Annotated in this window: 21 protein-coding genes, 5 pseudogenes and 1 riboswitch; of the genes and pseudogenes, 11 read left to right on the top strand and 15 right to left on the bottom strand. The window is 74.9% G+C overall.

The annotated features are described in order from the left end of the window. Positions 1-42: 42 nt before the first annotated feature. From GEV43_RS49105 to thiO, 5 genes and pseudogenes are all read right to left on the bottom strand, one after another. Entirely contained in the window at positions 43-501 is a 459-nt protein-coding gene (locus tag GEV43_RS49105) for a DMT family transporter (protein ID WP_309239993.1), read from the bottom strand. Positions 502-611: 110 nt separating this feature from the next. Beyond that, positions 612-986 (bottom strand): annotated as a pseudogene (locus GEV43_RS49100) (DMT family transporter); the annotation flags it as partial. A gap of 210 nt (positions 987-1,196) precedes the next feature. Next, positions 1,197-2,012, bottom strand: coding sequence for a thiazole synthase (locus GEV43_RS01585; RefSeq protein ID WP_309239386.1), 816 nt, complete (start codon positions 2,010-2,012; stop codon positions 1,197-1,199). A 2-nt stretch (positions 2,013-2,014) separates the two neighbouring features. Then, entirely contained in the window at positions 2,015-2,212 is a 198-nt protein-coding gene (thiS, locus tag GEV43_RS01580) for a sulfur carrier protein ThiS (protein WP_160819174.1), read from the bottom strand. Continuing rightward, positions 2,209-3,335: pseudogene (gene thiO, locus GEV43_RS01575) on the bottom strand (glycine oxidase ThiO). Before thiO ends, thiS begins: the two are co-directional and overlap by 4 nt. Further along, positions 3,325-3,470: riboswitch (TPP riboswitch) on the bottom strand. Its footprint overlaps the pseudogene before it by 11 nt. A gap of 97 nt (positions 3,471-3,567) precedes the next feature. On the opposite strand from thiO, the pseudogene GEV43_RS55820 reads away from it, so the two are divergent. From GEV43_RS55820 to GEV43_RS46740, 5 genes and pseudogenes are all read left to right on the top strand, one after another. Continuing rightward, a pseudogene (locus tag GEV43_RS55820) lies at positions 3,568-4,397 on the top strand (NAD(P)/FAD-dependent oxidoreductase); the annotation flags it as partial. Positions 4,398-4,559: 162 nt separating this feature from the next. Beyond that, the gene (locus GEV43_RS55815) at positions 4,560-4,796 is read left to right on the top strand and encodes an oxidoreductase C-terminal domain-containing protein (RefSeq protein ID WP_375539076.1); all 237 of its coding nucleotides are present in this window, start codon (positions 4,560-4,562) and stop codon (positions 4,794-4,796) included. Positions 4,797-4,842: 46 nt separating this feature from the next. Then, positions 4,843-5,150, top strand: a pseudogene (locus GEV43_RS01565) (Rv2175c family DNA-binding protein); the annotation flags it as partial. 235 nt (positions 5,151-5,385) lie between these two features. Next, entirely contained in the window at positions 5,386-6,057 is a 672-nt protein-coding gene (gene thiE / locus GEV43_RS01560) for a thiamine phosphate synthase (RefSeq protein ID WP_160819173.1), read from the top strand. A gap of 22 nt (positions 6,058-6,079) precedes the next feature. Next, positions 6,080-6,241 carry a hypothetical protein gene (locus GEV43_RS46740; protein ID WP_164717163.1) on the top strand — a complete coding sequence of 54 codons (162 nt, stop codon included), beginning with the start codon at positions 6,080-6,082 and terminating at the stop codon, positions 6,239-6,241. Between the two features lie 40 nt (positions 6,242-6,281). Here the strand turns inward: GEV43_RS46740 and GEV43_RS01555 are convergent, their stop codons facing one another. From GEV43_RS01555 to GEV43_RS01540, 4 genes and pseudogenes are all read right to left on the bottom strand, one after another. Then, a complete protein-coding gene (locus GEV43_RS01555) occupies positions 6,282-7,232 on the bottom strand; it encodes a serine/threonine-protein kinase (protein ID WP_309239384.1) in 951 nt (316 codons plus the stop codon). A gap of 231 nt (positions 7,233-7,463) precedes the next feature. Further along, positions 7,464-9,193: pseudogene (locus GEV43_RS01550) on the bottom strand (beta-glucosidase); the annotation flags it as partial. 353 nt (positions 9,194-9,546) lie between these two features. Then, positions 9,547-10,086, bottom strand: a complete 540-nt coding sequence (locus tag GEV43_RS01545) for a carboxymuconolactone decarboxylase family protein (protein WP_160819171.1) — start codon at positions 10,084-10,086, stop codon at positions 9,547-9,549. A 151-nt stretch (positions 10,087-10,237) separates the two neighbouring features. Further along, entirely contained in the window at positions 10,238-11,290 is a 1,053-nt protein-coding gene (locus GEV43_RS01540; RefSeq protein WP_160819170.1) for a polyprenyl synthetase family protein, read from the bottom strand. A 475-nt stretch (positions 11,291-11,765) separates the two neighbouring features. Between GEV43_RS01540 and metF the strand changes: the two genes are divergently transcribed. After that, the gene (metF, locus tag GEV43_RS01535) at positions 11,766-12,725 is read left to right on the top strand and encodes a methylenetetrahydrofolate reductase [NAD(P)H] (RefSeq protein ID WP_194252514.1); all 960 of its coding nucleotides are present in this window, start codon (positions 11,766-11,768) and stop codon (positions 12,723-12,725) included. On the opposite strand, the gene GEV43_RS01530 is transcribed toward metF, so the two are convergent. The 5 genes from GEV43_RS01530 to GEV43_RS01510 all read right to left on the bottom strand — a co-directional run bounded on the left by GEV43_RS01530 (position 12,674) and on the right by GEV43_RS01510 (position 15,556). Beyond that, complete coding sequence (locus GEV43_RS01530; protein ID WP_309239383.1) at positions 12,674-13,264, bottom strand: GNAT family N-acetyltransferase; 591 nt, start codon at positions 13,262-13,264, stop codon at positions 12,674-12,676. The genes metF and GEV43_RS01530 overlap by 52 nt on opposite strands. A gap of 121 nt (positions 13,265-13,385) precedes the next feature. Next, a complete protein-coding gene (locus tag GEV43_RS01525; protein ID WP_160819168.1) occupies positions 13,386-13,718 on the bottom strand; it encodes a hypothetical protein in 333 nt (110 codons plus the stop codon). Further along, positions 13,715-14,584 carry a hypothetical protein gene (locus GEV43_RS01520; RefSeq protein ID WP_160819167.1) on the bottom strand — a complete coding sequence of 290 codons (870 nt, stop codon included), beginning with the start codon at positions 14,582-14,584 and terminating at the stop codon, positions 13,715-13,717. The genes GEV43_RS01525 and GEV43_RS01520 overlap by 4 nt, the downstream gene beginning before the upstream one ends. A gap of 138 nt (positions 14,585-14,722) precedes the next feature. Then, positions 14,723-15,088: an arsenate reductase family protein gene (locus GEV43_RS01515; RefSeq protein ID WP_160819166.1), complete on the bottom strand. Its 366-nt coding sequence runs from the start codon at positions 15,086-15,088 to the stop codon at positions 14,723-14,725. Then, on the bottom strand, positions 15,089-15,556 hold the full coding sequence (locus tag GEV43_RS01510; RefSeq protein WP_160819165.1) for a YbaK/EbsC family protein: 468 nt from the start codon (positions 15,554-15,556) through the stop codon (positions 15,089-15,091). It abuts the gene before it with no gap. A gap of 70 nt (positions 15,557-15,626) precedes the next feature. Between GEV43_RS01510 and GEV43_RS01505 the strand changes: the two genes are divergently transcribed. After that, entirely contained in the window at positions 15,627-16,490 is an 864-nt protein-coding gene (locus GEV43_RS01505) for a L,D-transpeptidase family protein (RefSeq protein ID WP_194252513.1), read from the top strand. A 27-nt stretch (positions 16,491-16,517) separates the two neighbouring features. Here the strand turns inward: GEV43_RS01505 and GEV43_RS01500 are convergent, their stop codons facing one another. Further along, positions 16,518-17,102 carry a ClpP family protease gene (locus tag GEV43_RS01500; protein ID WP_160824219.1) on the bottom strand — a complete coding sequence of 195 codons (585 nt, stop codon included), beginning with the start codon at positions 17,100-17,102 and terminating at the stop codon, positions 16,518-16,520. 147 nt (positions 17,103-17,249) lie between these two features. Between GEV43_RS01500 and GEV43_RS01495 the strand changes: the two genes are divergently transcribed. The 4 genes from GEV43_RS01495 to GEV43_RS01480 all read left to right on the top strand — a co-directional run bounded on the left by GEV43_RS01495 (position 17,250) and on the right by GEV43_RS01480 (position 22,443). After that, complete coding sequence (locus GEV43_RS01495) at positions 17,250-18,173, top strand: LysR family transcriptional regulator (RefSeq protein WP_160819164.1); 924 nt, start codon at positions 17,250-17,252, stop codon at positions 18,171-18,173. A gap of 330 nt (positions 18,174-18,503) precedes the next feature. Further along, on the top strand, positions 18,504-19,034 hold the full coding sequence (locus GEV43_RS01490; protein WP_206681037.1) for an SAV_6107 family HEPN domain-containing protein: 531 nt from the start codon (positions 18,504-18,506) through the stop codon (positions 19,032-19,034). A gap of 708 nt (positions 19,035-19,742) precedes the next feature. Continuing rightward, a complete protein-coding gene (locus tag GEV43_RS01485) occupies positions 19,743-21,224 on the top strand; it encodes an MFS transporter (RefSeq protein WP_309239382.1) in 1,482 nt (493 codons plus the stop codon). Then, entirely contained in the window at positions 21,184-22,443 is a 1,260-nt protein-coding gene (locus GEV43_RS01480; RefSeq protein WP_160819163.1) for a histidine kinase, read from the top strand. Before GEV43_RS01485 ends, GEV43_RS01480 begins: the two co-directional genes overlap by 41 nt. Positions 22,444-22,501 lie beyond the last annotated feature (58 nt).

Raw genomic sequence — 22,501 nt, 5'->3', positions numbered from 1 at the left:
ATCTCATCAGCCGCGAGTATGAGCGTCGATGGGCCCGCGGAGCTATCCGACCCGCTCGGGGACCCTGTCCACGCCCGCTGCGGCGTCCGGGCGCGGGCGGCGGCGGGAGCCGCGCGACACCGCCACCCCGGCCAGGCACAGCAGCCCGCCGCCGAGCGTGATCAGGGCGGGCACCTCGCCGAGCGCCGCCCACGACATGAGCACCACCAGCGCGGGCGCGGCGTAGGTGGTGGCGCCCATCCGGCCCGCCGACGTCCGCGCCAGGGCGTACGCCCAGGTCGTGAACGCGATCGCGGTCGGGAACACGCCGAGGTACACCATGTTGAGCGTCGCGCCCGCCGAGGCGTCCCCGAGCTGGGAGACGAGCTGCCCCGAGAACGGCAGGCAGGCGACCGCGCCGACCCCGCAGCCGAACGTCGTGACCTGGAGCGCCGACCCGTGCCGCAGCGCAGGCTTCTGCGCGACGACGCCCCGCCGTACGACAGGGCGGCCACGACGCACAGCAGGACGCCGAGCACCGACGAGCCGCCGTCCCCGGACGTCGACAGGCCGACCACGGCGGCGCCGCCGAACGACACGGCCATCCCGGCCAGCAGGCGCGGCGGGAAGCCCTCCTTCAGCAGCCAGCCGCCGAGCAGCGCGACCACGATCGGGCCGATGTTGACCACGAGCGCGGCGGTGCCCGCGTCGACCTTTTGCTCGCCCCAGTTGAGCACGACCATGTAGAGCCCGAACCACAGCAGGCCCGACGCCAGGATCCCGGGCCACGCCGCGCGGGGCGGGAGGCCCTCCTTGCGCACCAGGCAGATCAGGGCCAGCACGACCGTCCCCGACAGCAGCCGCCCGAGCGCGAGCGCGCCGGGCCCGAACTCGGACCCGGCGCTGCGGATCGCCACAAATGCCGACGCCCACAGCACCACCGTGACGGTGGCCGCCGCGACGGCCCGCCGGTCCACCCTCGGTCCGCCCGCGCTCCGCTGTTCCATGTTCACGCACCCTAGGACGACGTCGTTTCGACGAACACCGAAGTGAGCCGTGCGGTTGCGGGCCGCGGCGGCCTGGAGGATCCGGTGGACGCGGCACAGTCTCCGGCCCGTCCACCCTTCAGGTCCAGCGAAAACGACTACGCAGATCGTTGTAGGGATGCTTAACCATGGGCGGGTGCGCGCCGTACGCCGTAGGGCGTGCGGCGTGCGTCAGCCGCTCGTGGCGAGGCCCTCGAAGGGGGAGCTCGCCTGGGCGTAGTGGCGCTTCGGGATGCGGCCCGCCAGGCGGGCCAGCCGTCCGGCCTCGACGGCGTGGCGCATCGCGGCGGCCATCCGCGCGGGGGACTGGGCGCGGGTGACCGCGGTGGCGAGCAGGACGGCGTCGCAGCCGAGCTCCATCGCCAGCGCCGCGTCGCTCGCGGTGCCGAGGCCCGCGTCCAGGATGACCGGGACGCCCGCCCGTTCGACGATCAGCTCGATGTTGTGCGGGTTGCGGATGCCGAGCCCCGAGCCGATGGGGGAGCCGAGCGGCATCACCGCCGCGCACCCGATCTGCTCCAGGCGGCGGGCGAGGACGGGATCGTCGTTGGTGTACGGCAGCACGACGAAGCCGTCGTCCACGAGCTGCTCGGCCGCCTCCACCAGCTCGATCGGGTCGGGCAGCAGGGTGTGCTCGTCGGCGATGACCTCCAGCTTCACCCAGTTCGTGCCGAGCGCCTCGCGGGCCAGCTTGGCGGTCAGGACGGCCTCGCCCGCCGTGAAGCACCCGGCGGTGTTGGGCAGCACGCGGATGCCGCACCCGGTCAGCACGTCCAGCACCGAGCCGCGCGCGGACGGGTCCACGCGCCGCATCGCGACGGTCGTCAGCTCCGTCCCGGACGCGGTCAGCGCCTCGCGCAGGACCTGCATGCTGGGCGCGCCCCCGGTGCCCATGATCAGCCGGGAGCCCAGCTCCTCGCCCGCGATGACCAGCCGGTCGGTGTCGGCCACCCGCTCCACGTCCTCCCCGCGCTCCACGTCCTCCACGTTCACCCTCCCTGCACGGCGGTCAGCACTTCGAGCCGGTCCGCCTCGTTCAGCGTCGTCGCGTCCCACGCGGACCGCCGCACCACCTCGTCGTTGACCGCCACCGCGACGCCCGCCGAGGCCGTGACGCCCGCGACCGCCTCGGCCACGCTGGCGCCGTCCGGCAGCTCGCGCGGCTCGCCGTTGACGATGACCCTCATGCCCCGCTCCTTGTCTGGAATCGTTCCGGCGTGAACGGCCGCCCGACCTCGGGAACGGTCCCGTCCACCAGCACCTCGGCGAGGATGTCGGCGCTCACCGGGGTCAGCAGGATGCCGTTGCGGAAATGCCCCGTGCCGACGTACAGGCCCGGCAGCGCGGTCGGGCCCATCACCGGGGCGTTGTCGGGCGACCCGGGGCGCAGCCCCGCCGACACCTCGGCGAAGTCGAGCTCGGTGACGCCGGGCAGCAGCTCGCGCGCGTCGCGCAGCAGCTCCCACAGCCCGCCCGCCGTCACGCGGGTGTCGAACCCCATCTCCTCCTGCGTCGCCCCGACCACGATCTCGCCGTCGGCGCGCGGGACCAGGTAGATCGAGGAGCCCTTGACGATCCCGCGCGTCGACCGCTGGATGAACGGCGCGCGGGTGCGCAGCCGGAGCACCTGCCCCTTGACGGGACGCACCTCCGGAACGACCCCGTCGGGCAGCCCGCCGATGTCGCCGCACCAGGGCCCGGCCGCGAGGAGCGTCCGGTCGGCCCTGATCTCGGCGCCGTCGTCGAGGCGCACGCCGGTCGCGACGTCGTTCTCGACCAGCACGGCGGAGACCCGGGAGCGCACCAGCCGCACGCCGAGCCGCTCGCCCGCCGCGAGCAGCGCCGGGGTGAGCCGGCGCGGGTCGACCGAGCCGTCCTCGGGGGCGAGCAGCCCGCCCCGGACGCCGGGCGCGAGCATCGGCTCCAGCCTGCGGCACTCGCGGCCGTTCAGCGCCTCGGTCGGGATGCCCAGCGACTCCTGGAACCTGCGCAGGTCGTCCAGGTGCCTCAGGTCGTCGGAGTCGAACGCGACCTCGATGATCCCGTTGGTGCGGTAGCCGGTCTCCAGGCCGGTCAGCTCCGCCAGTTCCGCCGCGAACGCGCCGTAGCGCTCGCGGGAGGCGAGGCCGAGCCGCAGCAGCGGCTCCTCGCCGTAGGTCAGCTCGCTCACCGGGGTGAGCATCCCCGCCGCGACGGACGAGGCGCCGCTCGCGGGGCGGGGTCCACGAGGGTCACCGCCGCCCCGCGCGCGGCGGCCCGCCACGCGGTGGCGAGGCCGATGACCCCGGCCCCGATGATCACGATCTCCATGGGCGCTCCCTTCGCCGGCATGATCCGGATCAGGTCCTGGCGGTCGGCGGCCCGTGTGGCGCGTCCCGCCCTCAGGCGGGACGGCCGGTAGCCGCCCTCTCAGCCCGGTCGGACCGGACTCCCGCGCTACGTGCTGTTCTGCTGTGATTCCCACCCTACGACCGTTTTGAGGTGAGCGTCTGTCTGGACACCCGTCCAAAAGCCGTCCGGCGCCGCCGGTTAGGGTGACCCCATGGACAGGGTGATCGTCGTCGGCGGCGGGCTGGCGGGCGTGCGCGCCGCGGAGGCGCTGCGGAGCAAGGGGTACGAGGGCGCGCTGGCGCTCGTCTCGGCGGAACGGCACGCGCCGTACGACCGGCCGCCGCTGTCGAAGGCCGTGCTCGCGGGCGCCGAGGACGACACCCGCATCGACACCGACTGGGCCGCGCTCCGCTGCGACCTGCTGCTCGGCGAGACCGCGACCGGGCTGCGCCTGGACGACCCGCGCGGCGGGACGCTCGCCACGACGGCCGGCGACCTGCCGTTCGACGGCCTGGTCATCGCGACCGGCGCCGCCCCGTCACGCTGCCCGGCGACGGGCCCCAGCACGTGCTGCGCACCGTCGACGACGCGCTGGCGCTGCGGTCCCGCCTCACCGAGGGGACCCGCCTGGTCATCGTCGGAGCGGGCTGGATCGGCGCCGAGGTCGCCACCGCGGCCGCGAAGAAGGGCTGCCGGGTCACCGTCGCCGAGGCCGCCGACACGCCCCTCGCGAACGCGATCGGACCCGAGATCGGCGCCCTCACCGTCCCCTGGTACGCCGAGGCCGGCGTCGAGCTGCGCACCGGCGTCAAGGTCGCGGCCGTCGACCGCGACGGGCTCGCCCTCGCGGGCGGCGGCCGGATCGACGCCGACGAGGTCCTCGTCGGCGTCGGCGTCCGGCCCAACGTCGGCTGGCTGGACGGCTCGGGCCTGCTGGTCGAGCGCGGTGTCGTCACCGACGCGTCGTTCCGCGCCTGTCTGGACGGCGCCGCGCCCGGCGCCGCCGGCCCCGGCGCCGTCCGCCACGACGTGGTCGCGGTCGGCGACGTCGCCGCCTGGTGGTCGGGCCGGTACGGGCGGCGGCTCCTGGTCGAGCACTGGGACACCGCCCTGAACGCCCCCGAGGTGGCCGCCGCGACGCTCCTCGGCGAGGACGCGGCGTACGACGCGGCGCCCTACTTCTGGTCCGAGCAGTTCGGCCGGATGGTCCAGTACGCCGGGCACCACGCGGCGTCCGAACGGCTCGTCCGCCGCGGGGACCCGGCCGGGCGCAAGTGGGCCGTCGCGTGGCTCACCGGGGACCGCCTCGACGCGATCCTCACCGTCGACCGCCCCCGCGACCTCGTGCAGGCCAGGCGCGTGATCGCGGCAGGGACGCGGGTGGACGCCGAGGCGCTCGCCGACCCGGAGACGCCCGTTCGCCATGCGGTGAAGCCGTGATGGTTTGAGCGGTCCGGCGGCGTGGTAGCAAGGGGGCGTGACGCAGATGCACGCAACCGTCGACAGCGCTCTCGACCCCCGGACCGACGCCCTCGCGGGCGAGTGGATCACCCTGCGGGAGGCGGCCGAGCGCCTCGGTATCAAGATCAACCGCACCAAGCAGCTCCTCAGCGAGCGCCGGCTCCTCGCCGTCCGCCGCGAGGGGGGACTGATGGTCCCGGCCGCGTTCATCAAGGACGGCCAGGTCATCAAGGGCCTGTCCGGCACCCTGACGCTCCTGTCCGACGCCGGGTTCGACGACGTGGAGACGCTGCGCTGGCTCTTCACCCCGACGACACCCTGCCCGGCACGCCCGTCGACGCCCTCAGCGAGAACCGCGGCACCGAGGTCCGCCGCCGCGCCCAGGCCATGGCCTTCTAGCGCCTCCGATCCGGCCCGCGTCCCGTCCGCCGCCTCGGGCGGGTGGGGCGCGGCCGGCCATGACAGGATTGCGGGTCGGGTCCTCCGCCTCCGGGCGCGGGGCCCGGCCCGCGGTCGTTCGCCCGCCCGCCCCGCTGAACGCGCAAGACCGGAAGGAACCCGCCCCCTCGTGTCCAGGCACCTGCTCTCCGAACGCGCCGTCGCGCTGCGCGCCCGGCTCGGCCGCGCCCGCCTCTACCTCTGCACGGACGCCCGGGAGCGGCAGGGCGACCTGCCCGCGTTCCTCGACGCCGCCCTCGCCAACGGCGTCGACATCGTCCAGCTCCGCCAGAAGGGCCTGGAGGCGCGGCAGGAGATCGCCCACCTGGAGGTCTTCCGGGAGGCCTGCGAACGGCACGGCACGCTGCTCGCCGTCAACGACCGGGCCGACATCGCGCACGCCGTCCAGGCCGACATCCTGCACCTCGGCCAGGACGACCTGCCGGTGCCCGCCGCCCGCGCGATCGTCGGCGAGGACATCCTGATCGGCCGCTCGACGCACTCCGGCGAGCAGGCGTCCGCCGCCGCCGCAGAGCCGGGCGTCGACTACTTCTGCGCGGGCCCGGTCTGGCCGACGCCCACCAAGCCCGGCCGCGAGGCCCCCGGCCCGAAGCTGCTGGAGTACGTGGCGGCGCGGCCGGAGGGACGGCCCTGGTTCGCGATCGGCGGCATCGGCCTCGGCAACCTCGGCGAGGTGCTGGCGGCCGGCGCGCGCCGCGCCGTGGTCGTCCGGGCGATCACCGAGGCCGACGACCCGGGCGCCGCGGCGGCCGAGCTGGCTCGCCGGTTGCGCGCCGCCTGAGGACATGACCCACAATGGGAGCATGACCGAAGGACCCGATGACGAGCGCCCCGTGGACCTGGGCGACGACGATCTGGAGATCCTGCCCGACCAGACCGCGGACGACACCGACGCGGGCTGGGGCGAGTGGCGGGGCGGCGACGACGACGCGCGCCTGCTGGAGGACCGCCCGCCGCACTGGTGACGGCCCCGGCCCCGGCCGTCCGCCCGGCCCGGGCGTTCTCCTAGATCAGGACGCCCAGGGCGAAGCCGAGGCAGACGACGCCGGCGAGCGCCAGCATCATCCGCCAGCGGTAGCGGGGGATGCGCTTCGGCCGCGGCTTCGGCGCGGGCCCGTGGCCGTCCCGCAGCGCCCTGACGAGCTGCGGCGCCGTCGGGCGGGCCGCCGGGTTCTTGTCCAGGCAGCGGGCGGCGAGGTCGCGCAGCGGCCCCTGGAGGTCGCCGAGGTCGGGGCGGTGGGACGTGACGCGCCGCATGACCGCCGCGCTCGACCCCGTCCCGAACGGCGGCCGGCCCGTCGCCGCGTACACCATCGTCGCGCCCCAGGCGAACACGTCGGCGGGCGGCCCGACCGGCTCGTCCTCGATCTGCTCGGGCGCCATGTACGAGGGCGTGCCGAGCGGCCCGGTCGTGACCGGGGTCGCGTCGGCGATCCGCGCCACCCCGAAGTCGATCACCTTCGCGCCGTCCGGTCCGAGGACGACGTTGCCCGGCTTGAAGTCGCGGTGCACGATCCCGGCGCGGTGGATCGCGGCGAGCGCGCCGGCGGTGCGCACCGCGACCTTGCGGAGCGGCCCGCCCGCGAGCGGGCCCTCGTCCTCCACGATGTGCTGGAGGGACGGCCCCTCGACGAACTCGCTGACGATGTACGGGCGGTCGCCGGCGACGTCGGCGGCCAGCACCCGCGCGGTGTGCCGCCCCGCGACCCTGAGCGCCGCGTCGGCCTCCTTGACGAACCGGGCGCGGGCGCGCGGCCCGGCCGCCGCCCCGCCGCGCAGCAGCTTGACGGTGACGAGCCCGCCGTCGTCGCCCCGGCCGAGGTAGACCACGCCCTGGCCGCCCTCGCCGAGCCGTCCGAGCAGCCGGTAGCCGGCCAGCCTGCGCGGGTCCTCGGGCCCGAGCGGGCGGTCGCGGCGGCCCGGTCTCGGGCGCGCCGGCGGCGGGGGCGTCCTCACGGTGGAGGAATCATGCGGCACTGGGGGCTCCGACTCGGCGGGGACGGACGAAGATTGCCTCATTTGTACCGCGTGCGCGCACGCGGCGGCAGCGGAACGGTGATCTTCTACCTGGAACGACTCAGCAGCCGGAGCCTCCCTGCGAGAACGCCCCCGCTGCGCGATGTCGCGCGAGGACCCGCCGACCATCACCTTGTAGCAGCCCGGCGCGACCCGCCAGCCGTTCGACGCCGTGTCCCAGTACGACAGCGAACGGGCCGTCAGGGGAACGCGACCCTGCTGCTCTGGCCCGGCCCGAGCGTCAGCTTGGCGTACCCCTTGAGCTGGCGCGGCGGCTGCGGCACGCCCGCGCGCGGCGCAGGCATCCCCAGGTAGAGCTGCGGGACGGCGGTCCCTGGACGCGCGCCCGTGTTGGTGACCGTGACCTCCACCCGGTCCCGGCGCACGGCGAGGCCGTCGTAGCGGAACGAGGTGTACGACAGGCCGTGCCCGAACGGGAAGCGCGGAGCGATGCCCTTCGCGTCGTAGTGCCGGTATCCGACCATCACGCCTTCGGAGAACGTGACGGTCTTGTTCACTCCCGGGTACTGCGCCGGGTTCCCCGCGGCCGGGGCGTCCTGCTCGCGTACGGGGAACGTCACCGGCAGCCGCCCGCCGGGGTCCACGTCGCCGTACAGCACGCGGGCGAGGGCGTTCCCGGCCTCCTGGCCCGGGTACCACGCCTCGACGATGCCCTTCACGCGCGAGGCCCACGGCGTCAGCACGGGCCCGCCGGTCTCCAGCACGACGATCGTGTCGGGGTTCGCCGCGGCGACCTCGGAGATCAGCGCGTCCTGGTCGCCCTTGAGCGGGTCGCCGCAGTTCAGCGTCAGGCACGACTTGTCGAAGAACTCGCCCTGCGCGTCGGTCGCGAACACGATCGCGACGTCCGCCTCCTTCGCGGCCCGCACCGCCGCGCCGCGGTTCCCGCCGCCGTCGTAGGTGACCTTCGTCCCGGACCCGGCGCGCCGGGCGATCCCGTCCCGGGGGGAGACGGCGGAGAACGGCTGGACCTGCGCCGACCCGAACCCGCTCGGCACGGCCTGCGCGCCCTTGCCGATCAGCGCGATCGACTTCGGGGCGTTCAGCGGGAGCGCGCCGCCCTCGTTCTTCAGCAGCGTGATGCCGTTCTCGGCGAGGCGCCGCGCGGACGCCTCGCTCGCGCCGCGGTCGATCCTCGTCAGGTCGTTCGGGTACGCGGCGCGGTCGAACACCCCGAACGCGAACATCGTCCGCAGGATGTTGCGGGCGTGGCCGTCGATCGTGGCCTGCGCGACCTTCTTCTGCCCGACGGCGAGCTTGAGCATGAACGCGTTGTAGCGCAGGCCGATCGGCAGCTCCAGGTCGAGCCCGCCGTTGGCGGCGCCGGCGGAGTCCTGCGCGGCGACGTGGTCGGACGTCACGAACCCCTTGAAGCCCCACTCCGAGCGCAGGATCTTCTTCAGCGTCGTCCCGTCCTGGCAGGCCCAGCGCCCGTTCAGCTTCCCGAACCCGCACATCACGGCCGCCGCGCCGCCGGTCTTGACCGACGCCTCGAACGGCGGCAGGTAGATCTCGCGGAGCGTGCGCGGGTCCACGTTCATGCCGAGCGACATCCGGTCGGTCTCCTGCGTGTAGACCGCCAGGTGCTTGACCGAGGCCATCACGCCCTGCGCCTGCGCCCCCTGCACCCACGACGCGCCCAGCCCGGCCGACAGGTACGGGTCCTCGCCGAGGCCCTCGAACGTCCGGCCGTTGCGGGGGGTGCGCAGCACGTCCACGGTCGGCCCGAAGATCACGTCGTTGCCGCGGTGCCTGGCCTCCCAGCCGACCGTCCCGCCGTACCCGCGCGCCGCCGCCGGGTCGAACCCGGCCGCCAGGGAGATCGGCGCGGGCAGCGCGGTCGCCTTGCCCTGCCGGACCCCGGCCGGGCCGTCCGCCATGTAGAGCGGCGGGATGCCGAGGCGCGGGATCCCCTGGTTGGTATCGGCGTGGGCGGTCTCGAAGAACCCGCCGAGCGGCCCGCCGAGGGGGTCGTCGGACGCCAGCAGCGCGATCTTCTCGTCGTCGGTCAGCTTCGGCAGCAGCAGCGACGTCCGCTGGTCGGGCGACAGGGACGTGCGGCACCACGGCCGCGTCGCGGGGTCGCCGCACCGGGTGGCCGCGGCCTGCGCGGCCGGGCCCGGCGCCGACAGGGCCGACAGCACGAGGACGGATGCCAGCGCCCCTGAGGCCGGCATCCACCATCTCCTCGCGCGTGCGCGCGGGCGCGCCGCGGGGGGACGCGCGGCGCGCATCAGTCGTCCTCGGGCTGGACGCGGAGGGCGTTCAGCGCGAACGCCACCATGTGGTAGTGCCCGACGAGGAAGACCAGCTCGATCAGCTCGCGCTCCCCGAACCGCGCGGCGAGCGCCTCCCACACGGCGTCGCTCAGCGTGCCGCGCGCGTGCAGCTCGTCCGCGGCGGCGAGCACGGCGCGGTCCCGCTCGTCCCACGAGTGGTCGGCGAGGTCGAGGCGCAGCGCGGCGATCTCGACCTCGGTGAGGCCGGCGTCCAGACCGAGCCGGTGGTGGTGCTTCCACTCGTACGCGCAGGAGCGGTGGTGGGCGGTGCGCAGGATGGCCAGCTCGCGGACGCGGCCGTCCAGCGTGCCCTTCATCAGCAGCATCGACCCGAACCCGATCCAGGACTGGAACAGGTCGGGGTGGCGCCCGAAGGTGGTGAAGATGTTGAGCGGTCCGGTGGTCGCGGCCACGGCCTTCAGCGTCTCGTCCCACTCGGCCTCGGGCAGGGGGGCGACGCGCGGCGTGCGGGCGTCCGGGGTGTCGGCGGGCATGCCGACCTTTCTGCCACCAACTGGTGGGACAGTTCTACCCCGGACGGGTCATTTGGCCACATTGTGCCATTTTCGTCACATCCGTAAACCGGGCACCGGACGTCCGCATGGACCGCCCGGAACCCGGGGACGGCCGGGGGGCGGGGGCGGCTCAGGAGAGGCGCGAGGTGGCGGCGACGGCGAGGTCCGACAGCGCGATCCGGGCCTCGCCGGTGATCGGCGCCGCCTCCAGCGCCTCCGCGGCCCGCCGGGTGTAGCGCTCGATCATCTCCTCGCAGGCCGCGAGGCCGCCGCTCTCCTCGATGATCCCGCGCAGCTCGTCCACTCCGGCGTCGTCCAGGTCGGGGTCGCCGAGCCGCCGCCGCAGCACGCCGGCCCCGGCCTCGGCGACCCGCTCCAGCGTCAGCGCCACCAGGACGGTCCGCTTGCCCTCGCGCAGGTCGTCCCCGGCGGGCTTGCCCGTCTCGGCCGGGTCGCCGAACACCCCGAGCACGTCGTCGCGGAGCTGGAACGCGATCCCGAGCGGCAGCCCGTACGCGGTGAGCGCCTCCGAGACCTCCGGCGCGGCGCCCGCGAGCGCGGCGCCGAGGTGCAGGGGCCGCTCGATCGTGTACTTGGCGCTCTTGTACTCGACGACGCGCAGCGCCGACCCGACCGTCCCGGAGCCCCGGGCGCCCTCCAGCATGTCGAGGTACTGGCCGCACATCACCTCGGTGCGCATCAGGTCGTACACGGCACGGCCGCGCCGCAGCGCGCCGTCCCCGAGCCCGCTCGACTCGTACATCTCCCCGGACCAGGCGAGGCACAGGTCGCCGAGCAGGATCGCCGTGCCCTCGCCGAACGGCGCGGCGGCGCCAGGCCAGCCGTGCTCGCGGTGCATCGCCTCGAACCTGCGGTGCACCGACGGCTGCCCGCGCCGGGTGTCGCTGGAGTCCATCACGTCGTCGTGGATCAGCGCGCTCGCCTGGAGCAGCTCCAGGGACGCGGCGGCGTTCACGATCTCCGGGGCGTCCTCGCCGCCCGCGCCGCGCCAGCCCCAGTAGCAGAACAGGGGGCGCAGCCGCTTGCCGCCGCCGAGCAGCGCGTCCAGGGCCGACAGCAGGGGGACCAGGTCGGGGCTGATGCCCAGCAGACCGGGGCGCTGCCGGTCGACGTAGGCCAGGAGCGCCTCGTCGACCTCCTTGCGGATGCGGCTCGTCGACATGCCGAGATCGTATCCATCCGGACACTCCACCCGGACCTCCCCCGTCCTGATTTAACAGGAGATTTCCAGACAAATGGGCTGGACGGGCGAGCGACCCGGCCGTCCCGCCCCGCCCTCCGCCCCGCCCCGCCCTCCGCCGTCGCCTCCGTGCCCGCCCCCGGCCCCGGACCGGGCCCCGCCTCCGCCTCCGGCCCTGCCTCCGGCTCCGGTCCTGCCTTCGGCTCCGGCCCCGCCTCCGGCTCCGGCCCCGCCTCCGGCTCCGGCCCCGGCCCCGGCCCCGCCTCCGGCTCCGGCCCCGGCCCCGGCCCTGGCTTCGGTCCTGCCTCCGGTTCCGCCTCCGTGCCCGGCCCCGCCGCCGCATCCGGCCCCGGCCCCGCCTCCGGCCCTGCCTCCGGCTCCGGCCCTGCCTCCGGACCGGGCCCCGGTCTGGGTGCCGGGCCGGTCCTCAGAGCCGCTTTATCGCGGGTCTGTAGGCTTGGCCCATGCGACGCCAGCGCCCGGACCGGGCCCCCACCATCCGCGATCTCCTCGCGTCCGGGGCAGGTCCTTCTCGTTCGAGTTCTTCCCGCCCAAGACCGACAAGGGCGCCCGCAACCTCTGGCGCACCATCCGCGAGCTGGAGTCCCTCCAGCCGACGTTCGTGTCGGTGACGTACGGAGCGGGCGGCGGCACCCGCGACAAGACGGTCGACATCGTCGAACGGATCGCGAGCGACACCACGCTCACGCCCGTCGCCCACTTCACCGCCGTCGAGCACTCCCAGGCGGAGCTGCGGCACCTCATCGGCCGGTTCGCGTCCGTCGGCGTGCGCAACATCCTCGCCGTGCGCGGCGACCCGCCCGGCGACCCCATGGGCGAGTGGGTCAAGCATCCGGAGGGCGTCGAGTACGCCGCCGACCTGGTCCGGATGATCCGCTCGTACGGCGACTTCTGCGTCGGCGTGGCCGCGTTCCCCTACAAGCACCCGCGCTCGCCCGACATCGAGAGCGACACCCGCCACTTCGTGGCCAAGTGCCGCGCCGGGGCCGACTACGCGATCACCCAGATGTTCTTCCGCGCCGAGGACTACTTCCGGCTCCGCGACCGGGTCGCCGCCGCGGGCTGCGACGTGCCGATCATCCCCGGGATCATGCCGGTGACGCAGATGAGCACGATCGAACGGTCCGAGCAGCTCTCCGGCGCCCCGTTCCCCGCCGAGGTCAGGGCCCGGTTCGAGGCCGTCGCGGACGACCCCGAGGCGGTGCGGCGGCTCGGCGTCGAGCACGCCGCCGAGGTGTGCCGCGAGCTCCTCGCCCAGGACGCGCCCGGCATCCACTTCATCACGTTCAACAAGTCCACCGCGACGCGCGAGGTCTACGACCTGCTGGACGCCCACGCGTACTCCTACTCCGGCGGGTACGGCGCCAAAGGGAGCGTTCCGCCCATGACCGCGTAGCGCGGCCCGCCCCCGGGGAACTCGAAGTCGGTGAGCAGGTCCTCCATGCCGACCGAGCGGTAGAGGCGGCGCGCGGGGGTGTCGGGGCGGCGCTCCAGCGTCGAGAGCACCACGGTGCGCTCCGGCCGCCCCTCGCACAGCGCGCCGAGCAGGCCGCGGCCGAGCCCGTGGCCCTGCGCGTCCGGGTGCACGTGCAGCTCGGCGACCTCCATCGGATCGTCCAGCCACCGCGCCGCGTGCTCCTCGCCGCCGCGCTCGGCCAGCGCGTGGTGCACCACGTCGTGCCACCACTGGCCGCGCGCCCCGTGGAACCCGTAGGCGAACCCCACCACCGTGCCGTTCAGGCCGGGCAGGGAGCGGGGCCGCTCGGCGACGAACGCCCGGAAGCCGGGGTAGGTGGTGTGCCGCTCCATGATCGTGTGCCGACCGGGCAGCTGCTCGGCCGGCGGCTCCATCGCCGCGGCGTACACCCCGAGGATCGGGGTCAGGCGGCGCAGGAAGGCGCGCTCGTCGATCTCCCGCAGCTTCGGCTCCTTCACCCGCTAGAGACTAGACCGTTTCCTGATCATCCGAGCCCGCCTGGGCGTCACCGCGCGCCCGCCGGTCCGGGACCGCCGCGCGGACGGGCGCGGACGCCGCGGGGACGGGCGCGGGCGGCGTTCAGACGCGGGCGATGGTGCGCTGCGTCGCGCTGAGCCGGTCGTAGATGTCCCAGAGGATCCGGTCGGCCGCCTTGCGCAGCGTGCCGCGGTTGGCGTCGAGCTGCCCGCTCCACTGCCGTGCTTCGGGCCCGAGCCACGCGTCGGTGCCGCCGAGCGTCTTGACGGGCGCGTCGAGCGCGCGGCGCAGCTTGTCGATGCTGCCGTACGCGTCCGCGTACGCCTGGTAGAGCAGCCGGTACTCGGGGTTGGGCTGCTCGGTCGGCGCCAGCTTCGCGGCGGCGGCCGGGTCGAGCGGCGGCGGGAGCGTTCCCGGGGGCGGCGGGGGAGTCATCGCGCGTCGTTCCCCTCACCGGCCATCGCCGCCTTGGGCGCCGAGCCGAGGTGGAGCCCGGCGATCGCGTCGCGCGTGCGGTCGCTCATGGCGGCACCGTTGAGGACCTGCACGGCCACCGGGCGGACGCCCGCCCGGTCGGCCTCGGCGAGGAACGCCCGCAGCCACTTGGCGTCCATGGTCAGGTGGTGGCTGGCCGTGCCGAGCGACTCCTCGACGGACTTGAGGCGCGCCTCGTCGCCCCGGGCGGCCTTCAGCAGGTCGGCGGAGGCCGCGGGGCCGAGCCGCTCGTACAGCTTCTCGGTGTAGTCGGGGTCGTCGGCGTTGGCCTTGAGGTGCTTCCAGACCGACTCGGGGATCGCCTTGCGGTCCTGGACCGCGGCGACGACGGCGAGCGCGTCGGTGCGGGCCGCCTTCAACGCCGCCGGCCGGTCGGGGAAGTTGCCGAGGTCGCCGGCGCCCTTCGGCGTCGGCTCCCTGCGCGGGGTCTGCTTGCGCGGGCGCGGGGCCGTCGGCGCGGGACGCCTCGCGGGGCCGGAGCCGCCGCCGTTGCCGGACGCGCCCGAGCCGGGCGCCGGGGCCGGGGGAGGCGCGTCGACGCCGCCGCCCTCGTCGGGGTGGGTGACCGCGTAGTTGTAGCGCCGCGTCAGCATCCCGAGCTGGTCGGCGGCCCACTGCGCGACCTGGTCGGCCTGCCGGTACCCGGCGGACGAGACGCCGGGCGGCGGCCGGTGCCCGTTCAGCCAGCCCTTGATCGCGGTGTTGGCGTCCTGGAGCTGCCTGATCACCTGGTTGAGCGCCGGCGGGTCGATGCCCCGGAAGTTCGGGTCGCGCGCGGCCGGGCCGGTGCGCATCTGAGCGGTCATCGCCCCTCCGTTCCCGGACGTCCCGTAGGACCGCGCGGACGCGCGCGCGGGCCTTCGCGATCGGCGCGGCCCCGGTCCCGCACCCAGCGTCGTGGCTCGGCTCCAGAAAATCCCCGGTTCCCCAGAATCACACTCGCATCAGGCGCTGTCGAGAGCCTGGCGTACCGATTCGGCATCGCGCGCGACGACCGCCCGGCCGTCCTCGCGGACCACGATCGGCCGCTGGATCAGGACCGGGTTGGCGGCCATCAGCTCGATCCACCGGGCCCGGTCGGCCTCCGGGTCGCGGCCGAGGTCCTTCAGCCCCAGTTCCTTGGCGACGGGCTCGTTCAGCCGCGCCACCTCCCAGGGCTGCGCGCCGATCCTCGTGAGCACCGCGTCGAGCTCCTCGGCGCTCGGCGGGTCGTCGAGGTAGCGGCGCTCGGTGTACGCGACGCCCGCCTCGTCCAGCGCGGCCTTCGCCGAACGGCTCTTCGAGCAGCGCGGGTTGTGCCAGATCTCCATTCAGTCTCCAACCTCCGCTGCGGTCCCACCCGTGATCCGCAGCAGTTCCGTGTACGAGGTGGGGAACACGGTGTGCGAGATGCCGCCCGCCGCCCACACCTCCTCGTGCCTGTCGAGCCAGACGTCCACGAGCGTACGGATCGGCGCGGGATGGCCGACGGGGGCCACGCCGCCGATCGTCTGGCCGGTCGCCTCCCGGACGAAGTCGGGGGTGGCCCGCTTCACCTTCTCCGCGCCGACGAGCGCCGCGACCTGCTCGGTGTCGACCCGGTGCGCGCCGCTGGTCAGGACCAGCAGCGGCGCCCCGTCGGCCTCGAAGACCAGGCTGTTCGCGATCGCGCCGACCTCGCAGCCGAGCTGTTCCGCCGCCGCCCGCGCCGACGGAGCGGACGCGGGAAGCGTCACGATCTCCCCGGCCACGCCCGACTCCTTCAGGATTTTCGCCACGCGTTCGACATTGGGATGCATGGGAAGCACTTTATGGTGTCCAAATCCTCCGCGTGTGCGTGGAGAGCGGTCGCGGCGACGAGGGAGAGCCATGGGCGTACGGAAATGGGCGGGCGCCATCCTGATTCCGGGAGTCCTGGTGGCGGGATGCACCCAGGAGTCGACGGCGGGGAGCGCCGGAACGGACGTCTCGCCCGGGACGTCCGCCGCGCCGTCCGGCGGAGCGTCGGGCGGCGCGCCGGGCGGGCCGTCGGGCGGCGCGTCCTCCAAGCCGCGCGGCCCCGGCGTCGCGGCGCCCGGCACGTCCGGAACGCCGACGTCGCCCCAGGTCAGGCGCAAGCTCAAGCCGGGCGCGAAGGGCGCGGACGTCAAGGAACTCCAGCGTCGCCTGAAGGCGCTGCACTACGACCCGGGGCCCGCCGACGGCAGGTACGGGACGTCCACCCAGATCGCCGTGTGGGCGTTCCAGGCCGTCAACCGCCTCAAGATGAGCGGGACGGTCGGCAAGCGCGTGTGGGCCGCGCTCGACGCGCCGAGACGTCCGGCGCCGGTGGCGAAGCGGCGCGAGGCCGACAGGGTGGACGTCGACCTGCGCCGCCAGTACCTCGTCGTCTACCGGCGCGGCGAGCCGGCGCTCATCACGCACGTGTCGTCCGGCTCGGGGGAGTACTACTGCGCGAAGGACCGCGGCGCGACCGTCGCCCGCTGCCGGTACGCGACGACCGGCACGGGCGACTTCCGCACGGGCCGGCGCGCGTCCGGCTGGGAGGTCTCGCCGCTCGGGCGCCTCTACAACCCGATCTACTTCAACGGCGGGATCGCGTTCCACGGGGCGCTCGACGTCCCCCGCTACCCGGCGTCGCACGGCTGCGTGCGGCTGCCCATGCACATCGCCGAGTACTTCCCGAAGCTCGTCAAGACGAACGTCGCGGTCCACGTGCGGCGCCCCAAGTAGCGCCGGGGCGGGGGCCGGGGCGGGCCGTCAGGTGGCGGCGACGTTCGGCGCGTGGCGGACGACCTCGTCGACGAACCCGTACTCCATGGCCTCCTGCGCCGTGAACCAGCGGTCGCGGTCGGAGTCGGCCTCGATCCGTTCGACCGGCTGGCCCGTGTGCTCGGCGATCAGCTCCTGCATGGTGCGCTTGGTCTCGCGCAGGTTGTCGGCCTGGATCTTGATGTCGGACGCCGTGCCGCCGATGCCGCCGAGCACCTGGTGCATGACGATGCGGGTGTGCGGGAGGGCGTAGCGCTTGCCGGGCGTCCCGGCCGACAGCAGGAACTGGCCCATCGACGCGGAGAAGCCGAGCGACAGCGTCGAGACGTCGTTCGGGACGTACTGCATCACGTCGAAGATGGCCATTCCCGCCATGACGGAGCCGCCGGGCGAGTTGATGTAGAGGTTGATGTCGCGGTGGCGGTCCTCCGCGGACAGCAGCAGGATCTCCCCGCAGATCCGGTTGGCGATGGCGTCGTCGATCTCCTGGCCGAGGAAGATGATGCGCTGGCGGAGGAGCCGGTCGAAGACGGCGTCGGCGGTGGGGCGCTCGGCCTCGGCGGTCCGGCCCATGGGCGCGCCGGCGAGGTCGGTGAAAGGCGTCTGGGTGAATGGCGCGTCAGTGAAAGGCATGGACCCAGGTAATCCGCGCGCCTGCGACCGTGTCCAACAGCCGTTCGGCGCTGATTGACAACCCCGCGTTGTGAATATCCTGAAAGCATGGACGTCGACCTCCCCGGTCTGCGCGCCTTCGTGGCCGCCGCCGAGCTGATGCACTTCGGGCGTGCGGCCCAGCGGATGTTCCTCACCCAGCAGGCCCTGTCCAAGCGCGTGCGCAGGCTGGAGGACGCGCTCGGAACCCCGCTGTTCGAACGCACCACGCGCAGGGTGTCGCTGACCGACGCCGGGCGGCGCTTCCTGCCGCTCGCCAGGGAGGCGCTCTCCGCGTTCGACACCGCCGTGGAGTCGGTGCGCGAGAGCCGCGAGCGGCTCCGGGTGGACGTCTACGACGAGCGGTTCAGCCCCATGCGGATCGTCCGGGACCTGATCGAGCGCGACCCCGGCCTGCGGATCGAGCCGGGCATGCGGCAGGGCTTCGCGCTCGCGCTGCCCGCGCTGCTGAACGGGGAGATCGACGCGGCGTTCGGCCAGGTCCGCGACCTGCCGGGGCCCTGGCCGCCCGAGCTGGCGCAGCGCCTGGTGCACGTCGAGCCGATGCACGCGTTCGTCGGCGCCGACCACCCCCTCGCGTCCCGCGGGACGATGCGTCCGGACGAGCTGCGCGAGGCGGGCGTCTCCATGCCCGACCCGGGCGGCGCCACCGAGGCCCGCGCCTACCTGAGCGGGCTCGCCGGGCACTTCGGCATCCCGATCCGCTTCACCGACCCCGCGCTCGGGCACCGGCACTACGGCGAGATCGTTCGCCGCGAGCGGAAGGCCGTCGCCCTGGGCGAGGCGTGCATCAGGGTCGAACCCGACTTCGGCCTGGTGAGGATCCGGCTCGTCGATCCCGTTCCGCTGGCCCCGTGGTGCGTGGCCTGGCACAAGGGCAACCGCAGGCCCGCGCTGCGCCGCATGCTCGCCCTCCTCAGCGTTCCGTCCCTCCCCGACACCCCGCACTGGCTGCCCGACGCGTACCGCTGACCCGGAGGGCGTCCGCTCCGCGTTCGACGGCTTCCGAGACCGAATGTCGGACTCCCGTGCTGCCCTGGGGAAACGGCCCTGACCTGCGCGATCATGGTCGTGATCGCCGAGGGTGGTGGCACGTGTTCGAACACGTTGACGAATCGCCGTCAGGACGGTTTACTGTGAATGCGTCGAACTTATGTTCGACGTGGTGCGGGACTCGCGGCCCGTGCCAGGGCGACGTCCCCGCCGCGGCCGTTACGCGCGAAGGCCCGGCGGGACGGACGGCCGGGCGGAGTGAGGGGAAGCTCTCCGCCCGGCCGGCCCGAGCCCCGGAAGGAGGCAGTCATGTCCGCAACGATGGCCCCGCGCGGAGCACACTCCGCCGTTCACCCGTCCGCCGTCTCGTCGGCGGTCCACTCGTCGGCGCTGCCGAGCCCGCGGCCGAGGCCGCACCCGGCGCCCCGCCCGGCCCACACGGCCGTCGGGCAGTTGCACGCGGCGCGGATGGGGCTGGCCGAGGCCGCCGAGGCGACCTCGCCCGCCGTCCGCTACGTGTGCGCGCACCTAGCCGCCCTGCGCGCGGCCGCGGCCGTCCTCGCGTCCAAGGAGCCCGTGGAGACGCACCGCCGCGGCCGTCCCCGCAGCGTCTGGGTGCTGCTGCCCGAGGCCGACCCCGCGCTGCGGGAGTGGGCCGCGTTCTTCGCCGCCGGCGCCGACAAGCGCGCCGCCGCCGAGGCGGGCCTGCCCCGCGCCGTCACCGCGCGCGAGGCCGAGGAACTCGTGCACGACGCCGAGGTCTTCGTCTCCCTCGTCGAGGACACCCTCGGCGTCACCAGCCAGCCGACCCTGCCCATCCCCGACACCCGCGCAAGCTGACCCGCCCCCGGGCGGGCCCGAAGAAGGACCGCCCGCCCGACCCCGCCGCCCACCTCCCAAGGCGGCGCGGCACCCCGGCACCATGCGCACCCCGAGACGATCGCGCCGATGGGACGCACTCCCCCCGAGCCGCCCCCATCGGCGCGATCCACCACGTCCCCCACCCCACCGCCCCGCGCACCGGTCGTGCGCACCGGTCGTGCGCACCGGCCTCACACCCCGGCGCGCCGTTCCCGCACCGCTCCTTCGCGCCGCCCCTTCGCGCGGTCCCGCACGCCGCCACATGCCGTTCCCGCGCGTCGTTTCCCCGCACCGGTCGTGTCCGCCGCGTCCGCGCGCCGCCGCGCCGTTCCCGCGCATCGCCGTATGCCGTTCTCGCCTGTCGTTTCCTCGCATCGGTCGTGTGTGCCGCGTCCGGACGCTGCCGCGCCGTTCCCGCGCGCCGTTTCCGTGCGCCGCGTCTTCGCGCCGTTCGCGCACGCTGCGGCATGCCGTTCCCGCGCCTTGTTTCCTCGCACTGGTCGTGTGCGCCGCGTTCGTGCGCTGTCGCGCCGTTTCCGTGTGTCGGCCTGGCGTGTCGCTGTGTACCGGCGCTTGCGGCGCGCCTTCGTGCTGTTTCGGGGGTGGGTTTGTGGGGGTGTGGGATGGTTGGGGCGCGGAGTGTGGAGGGCGGGGACGGTGGCGGGGCGCGGTGGTGGGCGGGGGCTCGTGCCGCTGCTGGCGTTCCTCGGCGTGATGGCGTACTCGCTGTCCATGGCCGTCGTCACCCCGGCGCTGCCGCTGTTGCAGCGCGGGCTGCACACGACGCCGAGCGGGGCGGCCTGGGCGCTGACCTCGATGACGCTGTCCGCGGCCGTCGCGACGCCCGTGGTGGGACGGCTCGGCGACCTGTACGGGCCCCGCCGCGTGATGCTGGCCGTGCTGCTGGTCGCGACGGCCGGGACGGTCCTCGCGGCGGCGGCCTCCACGCTGCCCCTGATGCTCGCGGGACGGGCCGTCGGCGGGGTCGGCGGCGGCGTGTTCCCGCTGGCGTACACGGTCATCCGGGAGGTGTTCCCGCCCGAACGGACCGCGTCCGCGGTGGGACTCATGTCGTCCATGCTCGGGCTCGGCGGGGCGCTGTCGTGGTGCATGGCCGGTCCGATCATCGACCAGCTCGGGTGGCGGTGGCTGCTGTGGGTGCCGGTGGCCGGGCTCGTTCCCGGGACCGTCGCGGCGTGGTGGATCGTTCCGCGATCGCCGCCTCGCGCGGGCGCGCGCGTCGACTGGTGGGGCGCGGTGCTGTTCGCGGGGTGGCTCGTCGCGGCGCTGACCGCGCTCACGCAGGGGATGGACTGGGGCTGGAGTTCCGGCGGCGTGCTCGCGCTGCTCGGCCTGGCGCTCGTCCTGCTGCTCGCCTGGGTACGGGTCGAGTCGCGCGTCGCGGAGCCGCTCGTCGATCTGCGGCTGATGCGGCGGCGGGGCGTCTGGACGGCCAACGCGGCGTCGCTGCTCGCCGGGTACGCGCTGATGGCGGGCGGCGTGCTGTTCCCGCTGCTCGTCCAGCTCCCCGTGCGGGACGGGTTCGGGTTCGGCGGGACGGCGACGCAGGCGGCGCTGCTCCAGCTCCCCGCGAGCGTCGGGATGACCGCGGCCGGGATGTCGGCCGGGCTCCTCGACCGCCGGATCGGGTCGCGCGCCGTCCTGCTCGCGGGCGCGGTGCTGACCGCCGCCGGGTACGCGTTCGTCGCCGTCCGGCACGGCCAGATGTGGCAGCTTTACGCGGGCGGGCTCGCGCGCGGGGTCGGCCTCGGGTTCGCCTACGCGGCGGTGGCGAACCTCGTCGTCGCCGCCGTCCCCGCGAACGGGACGGGCGTCGCCACGGGCGTCAACACGCTGGTCCGCACGGTCGGCGCGTCCCTCGGCACGCAGACCAGCGCCGTGATCGTCGCGGCGTCGGTGACCGCCGGGCAGCCCACCGAGCCCGGTTTCGCGCTCGGTTTCGCGGCCGGCGCGGCGGTCATGGCGGCCGTCGTGCCGCTGGCTCTTCTCGCGCCGCGCCGCGTCCCGCGCGCCGGGTTCTTATGCTGGACGGGTGGCCGCGACGCACCGACGACTCCGATGGCCGGACGGGCCCGCCCGGGACGCTGCCGTCGTCCGGGGCGTCGCCGTGCTCGTCGCGGTCGCCACCCTGCTGGAGGCCCTCCATGATCCGCCGCAGTCCGCCGCCCGCACCGCGGTGGACTGGACGCTGATCCTCAGCGTGTGCGGGGCGCTGGTCCAGGGGCGTCGCCGCCCCGTCCCCGCCTGCGCCTACATCCTGGCCGCCTCGGCGGTGTACTACATGCTCAGCCCGGTCGACGGCCCCCTGATGGTGGTGCTGATGCTCGCGCTGTACGGGGTCGCGGCGGCCGGGCGGCTCCGCGCCGCGGTGGTCCTCTCGGCGCTGACGGTGACCGGCACGACGCTCGGCAGCCTGTCCGGCAACGACCAGGTCAACGGCGTCGCGCTGACGATGCTGGTGGGCTGGGTGGTGGCCATGGTCGCGCTCGGCACCGTCCGGCACGGCCGCCAGGAGTACCTGCGGGCGGCCGAGCAGCGCGGCGAGGAGGAGGCGCGCCGCCGCGAGACCGAGGAACGGCTGCGGATCGCGCGGGAGCTGCACGACGTGATCGGCCACAACATCTCGATGATCAACGTCCAGGCGGGCACCGCGCTGCACCGGCTGGGCCGCCATCCTGAGGACGCGGGCCCGGCGCTCGGCGTGATCAAGGAGGCGAGCCGGGAGACGCTGCGGGAGCTGCGCGCCACGCTCGGCGTCCTGCGCCAGGTGGACGAGGCGGCGCCCACGCGTCCGGCGGGCGGGCTCCGGCGGATCGGCGACCTGGTCCGGTACGGGCGCCTCGCGGGCCTGGACGTCTCCGTGGACGTCCTGGGCGACCCGCGCCCCCTGCGCGCGGAGGTGGACCTCGCCGCGTTCCGCATCCTCCAGGAGTCGATCACGAACGTGACCCGGCACGCCGCCGCGGCGCGCGTCCGCGTCACGCTCGACTACCGCGCCGCCGAGGTCGTACTGGAGATCGCCGACGACGGAGCCGCCCGCGGCCCCGCCGAGCCCGCCCCGGTCCGCGCCGCCGCGGCCGCCGCGGCGCGCCCCGGCGACGAGGCGCCCGCCGTGGCCGCATCTGGCCGTTATGCCTCGGACATCCAGAGCGTTCCGAATGCACCCAACGTGACGAACGCACCCAACGTGACCGATACACCCACCGTGACGAACGGGACCGGCGGGACGAACGGCGCCGCCGCGAGCACCGGCAGCGGCATCCGCGGGATGGGCGAGCGCGCCCGCGCGCTGGGCGGCGACCTCAGCGCGGGCCCCGCGGCGGGCGGCGGCTTCCGCGTCCGAGCCCGCCTCCCGTACGGCACGTGAGCCCCCGCCGCACGGAGCCTTCCTCCGGGCTCCCTGAGGGTGCGCGAAGGGCCCGGCG

The sequence above is a fragment of the Actinomadura sp. J1-007 genome (assembly GCF_009793335.1).
Taxonomy (GTDB): domain Bacteria; phylum Actinomycetota; class Actinomycetes; order Streptosporangiales; family Streptosporangiaceae; genus Spirillospora; species Spirillospora yumaensis.
This window is presented reverse-complemented; position numbering and strand designations above follow the sequence as displayed.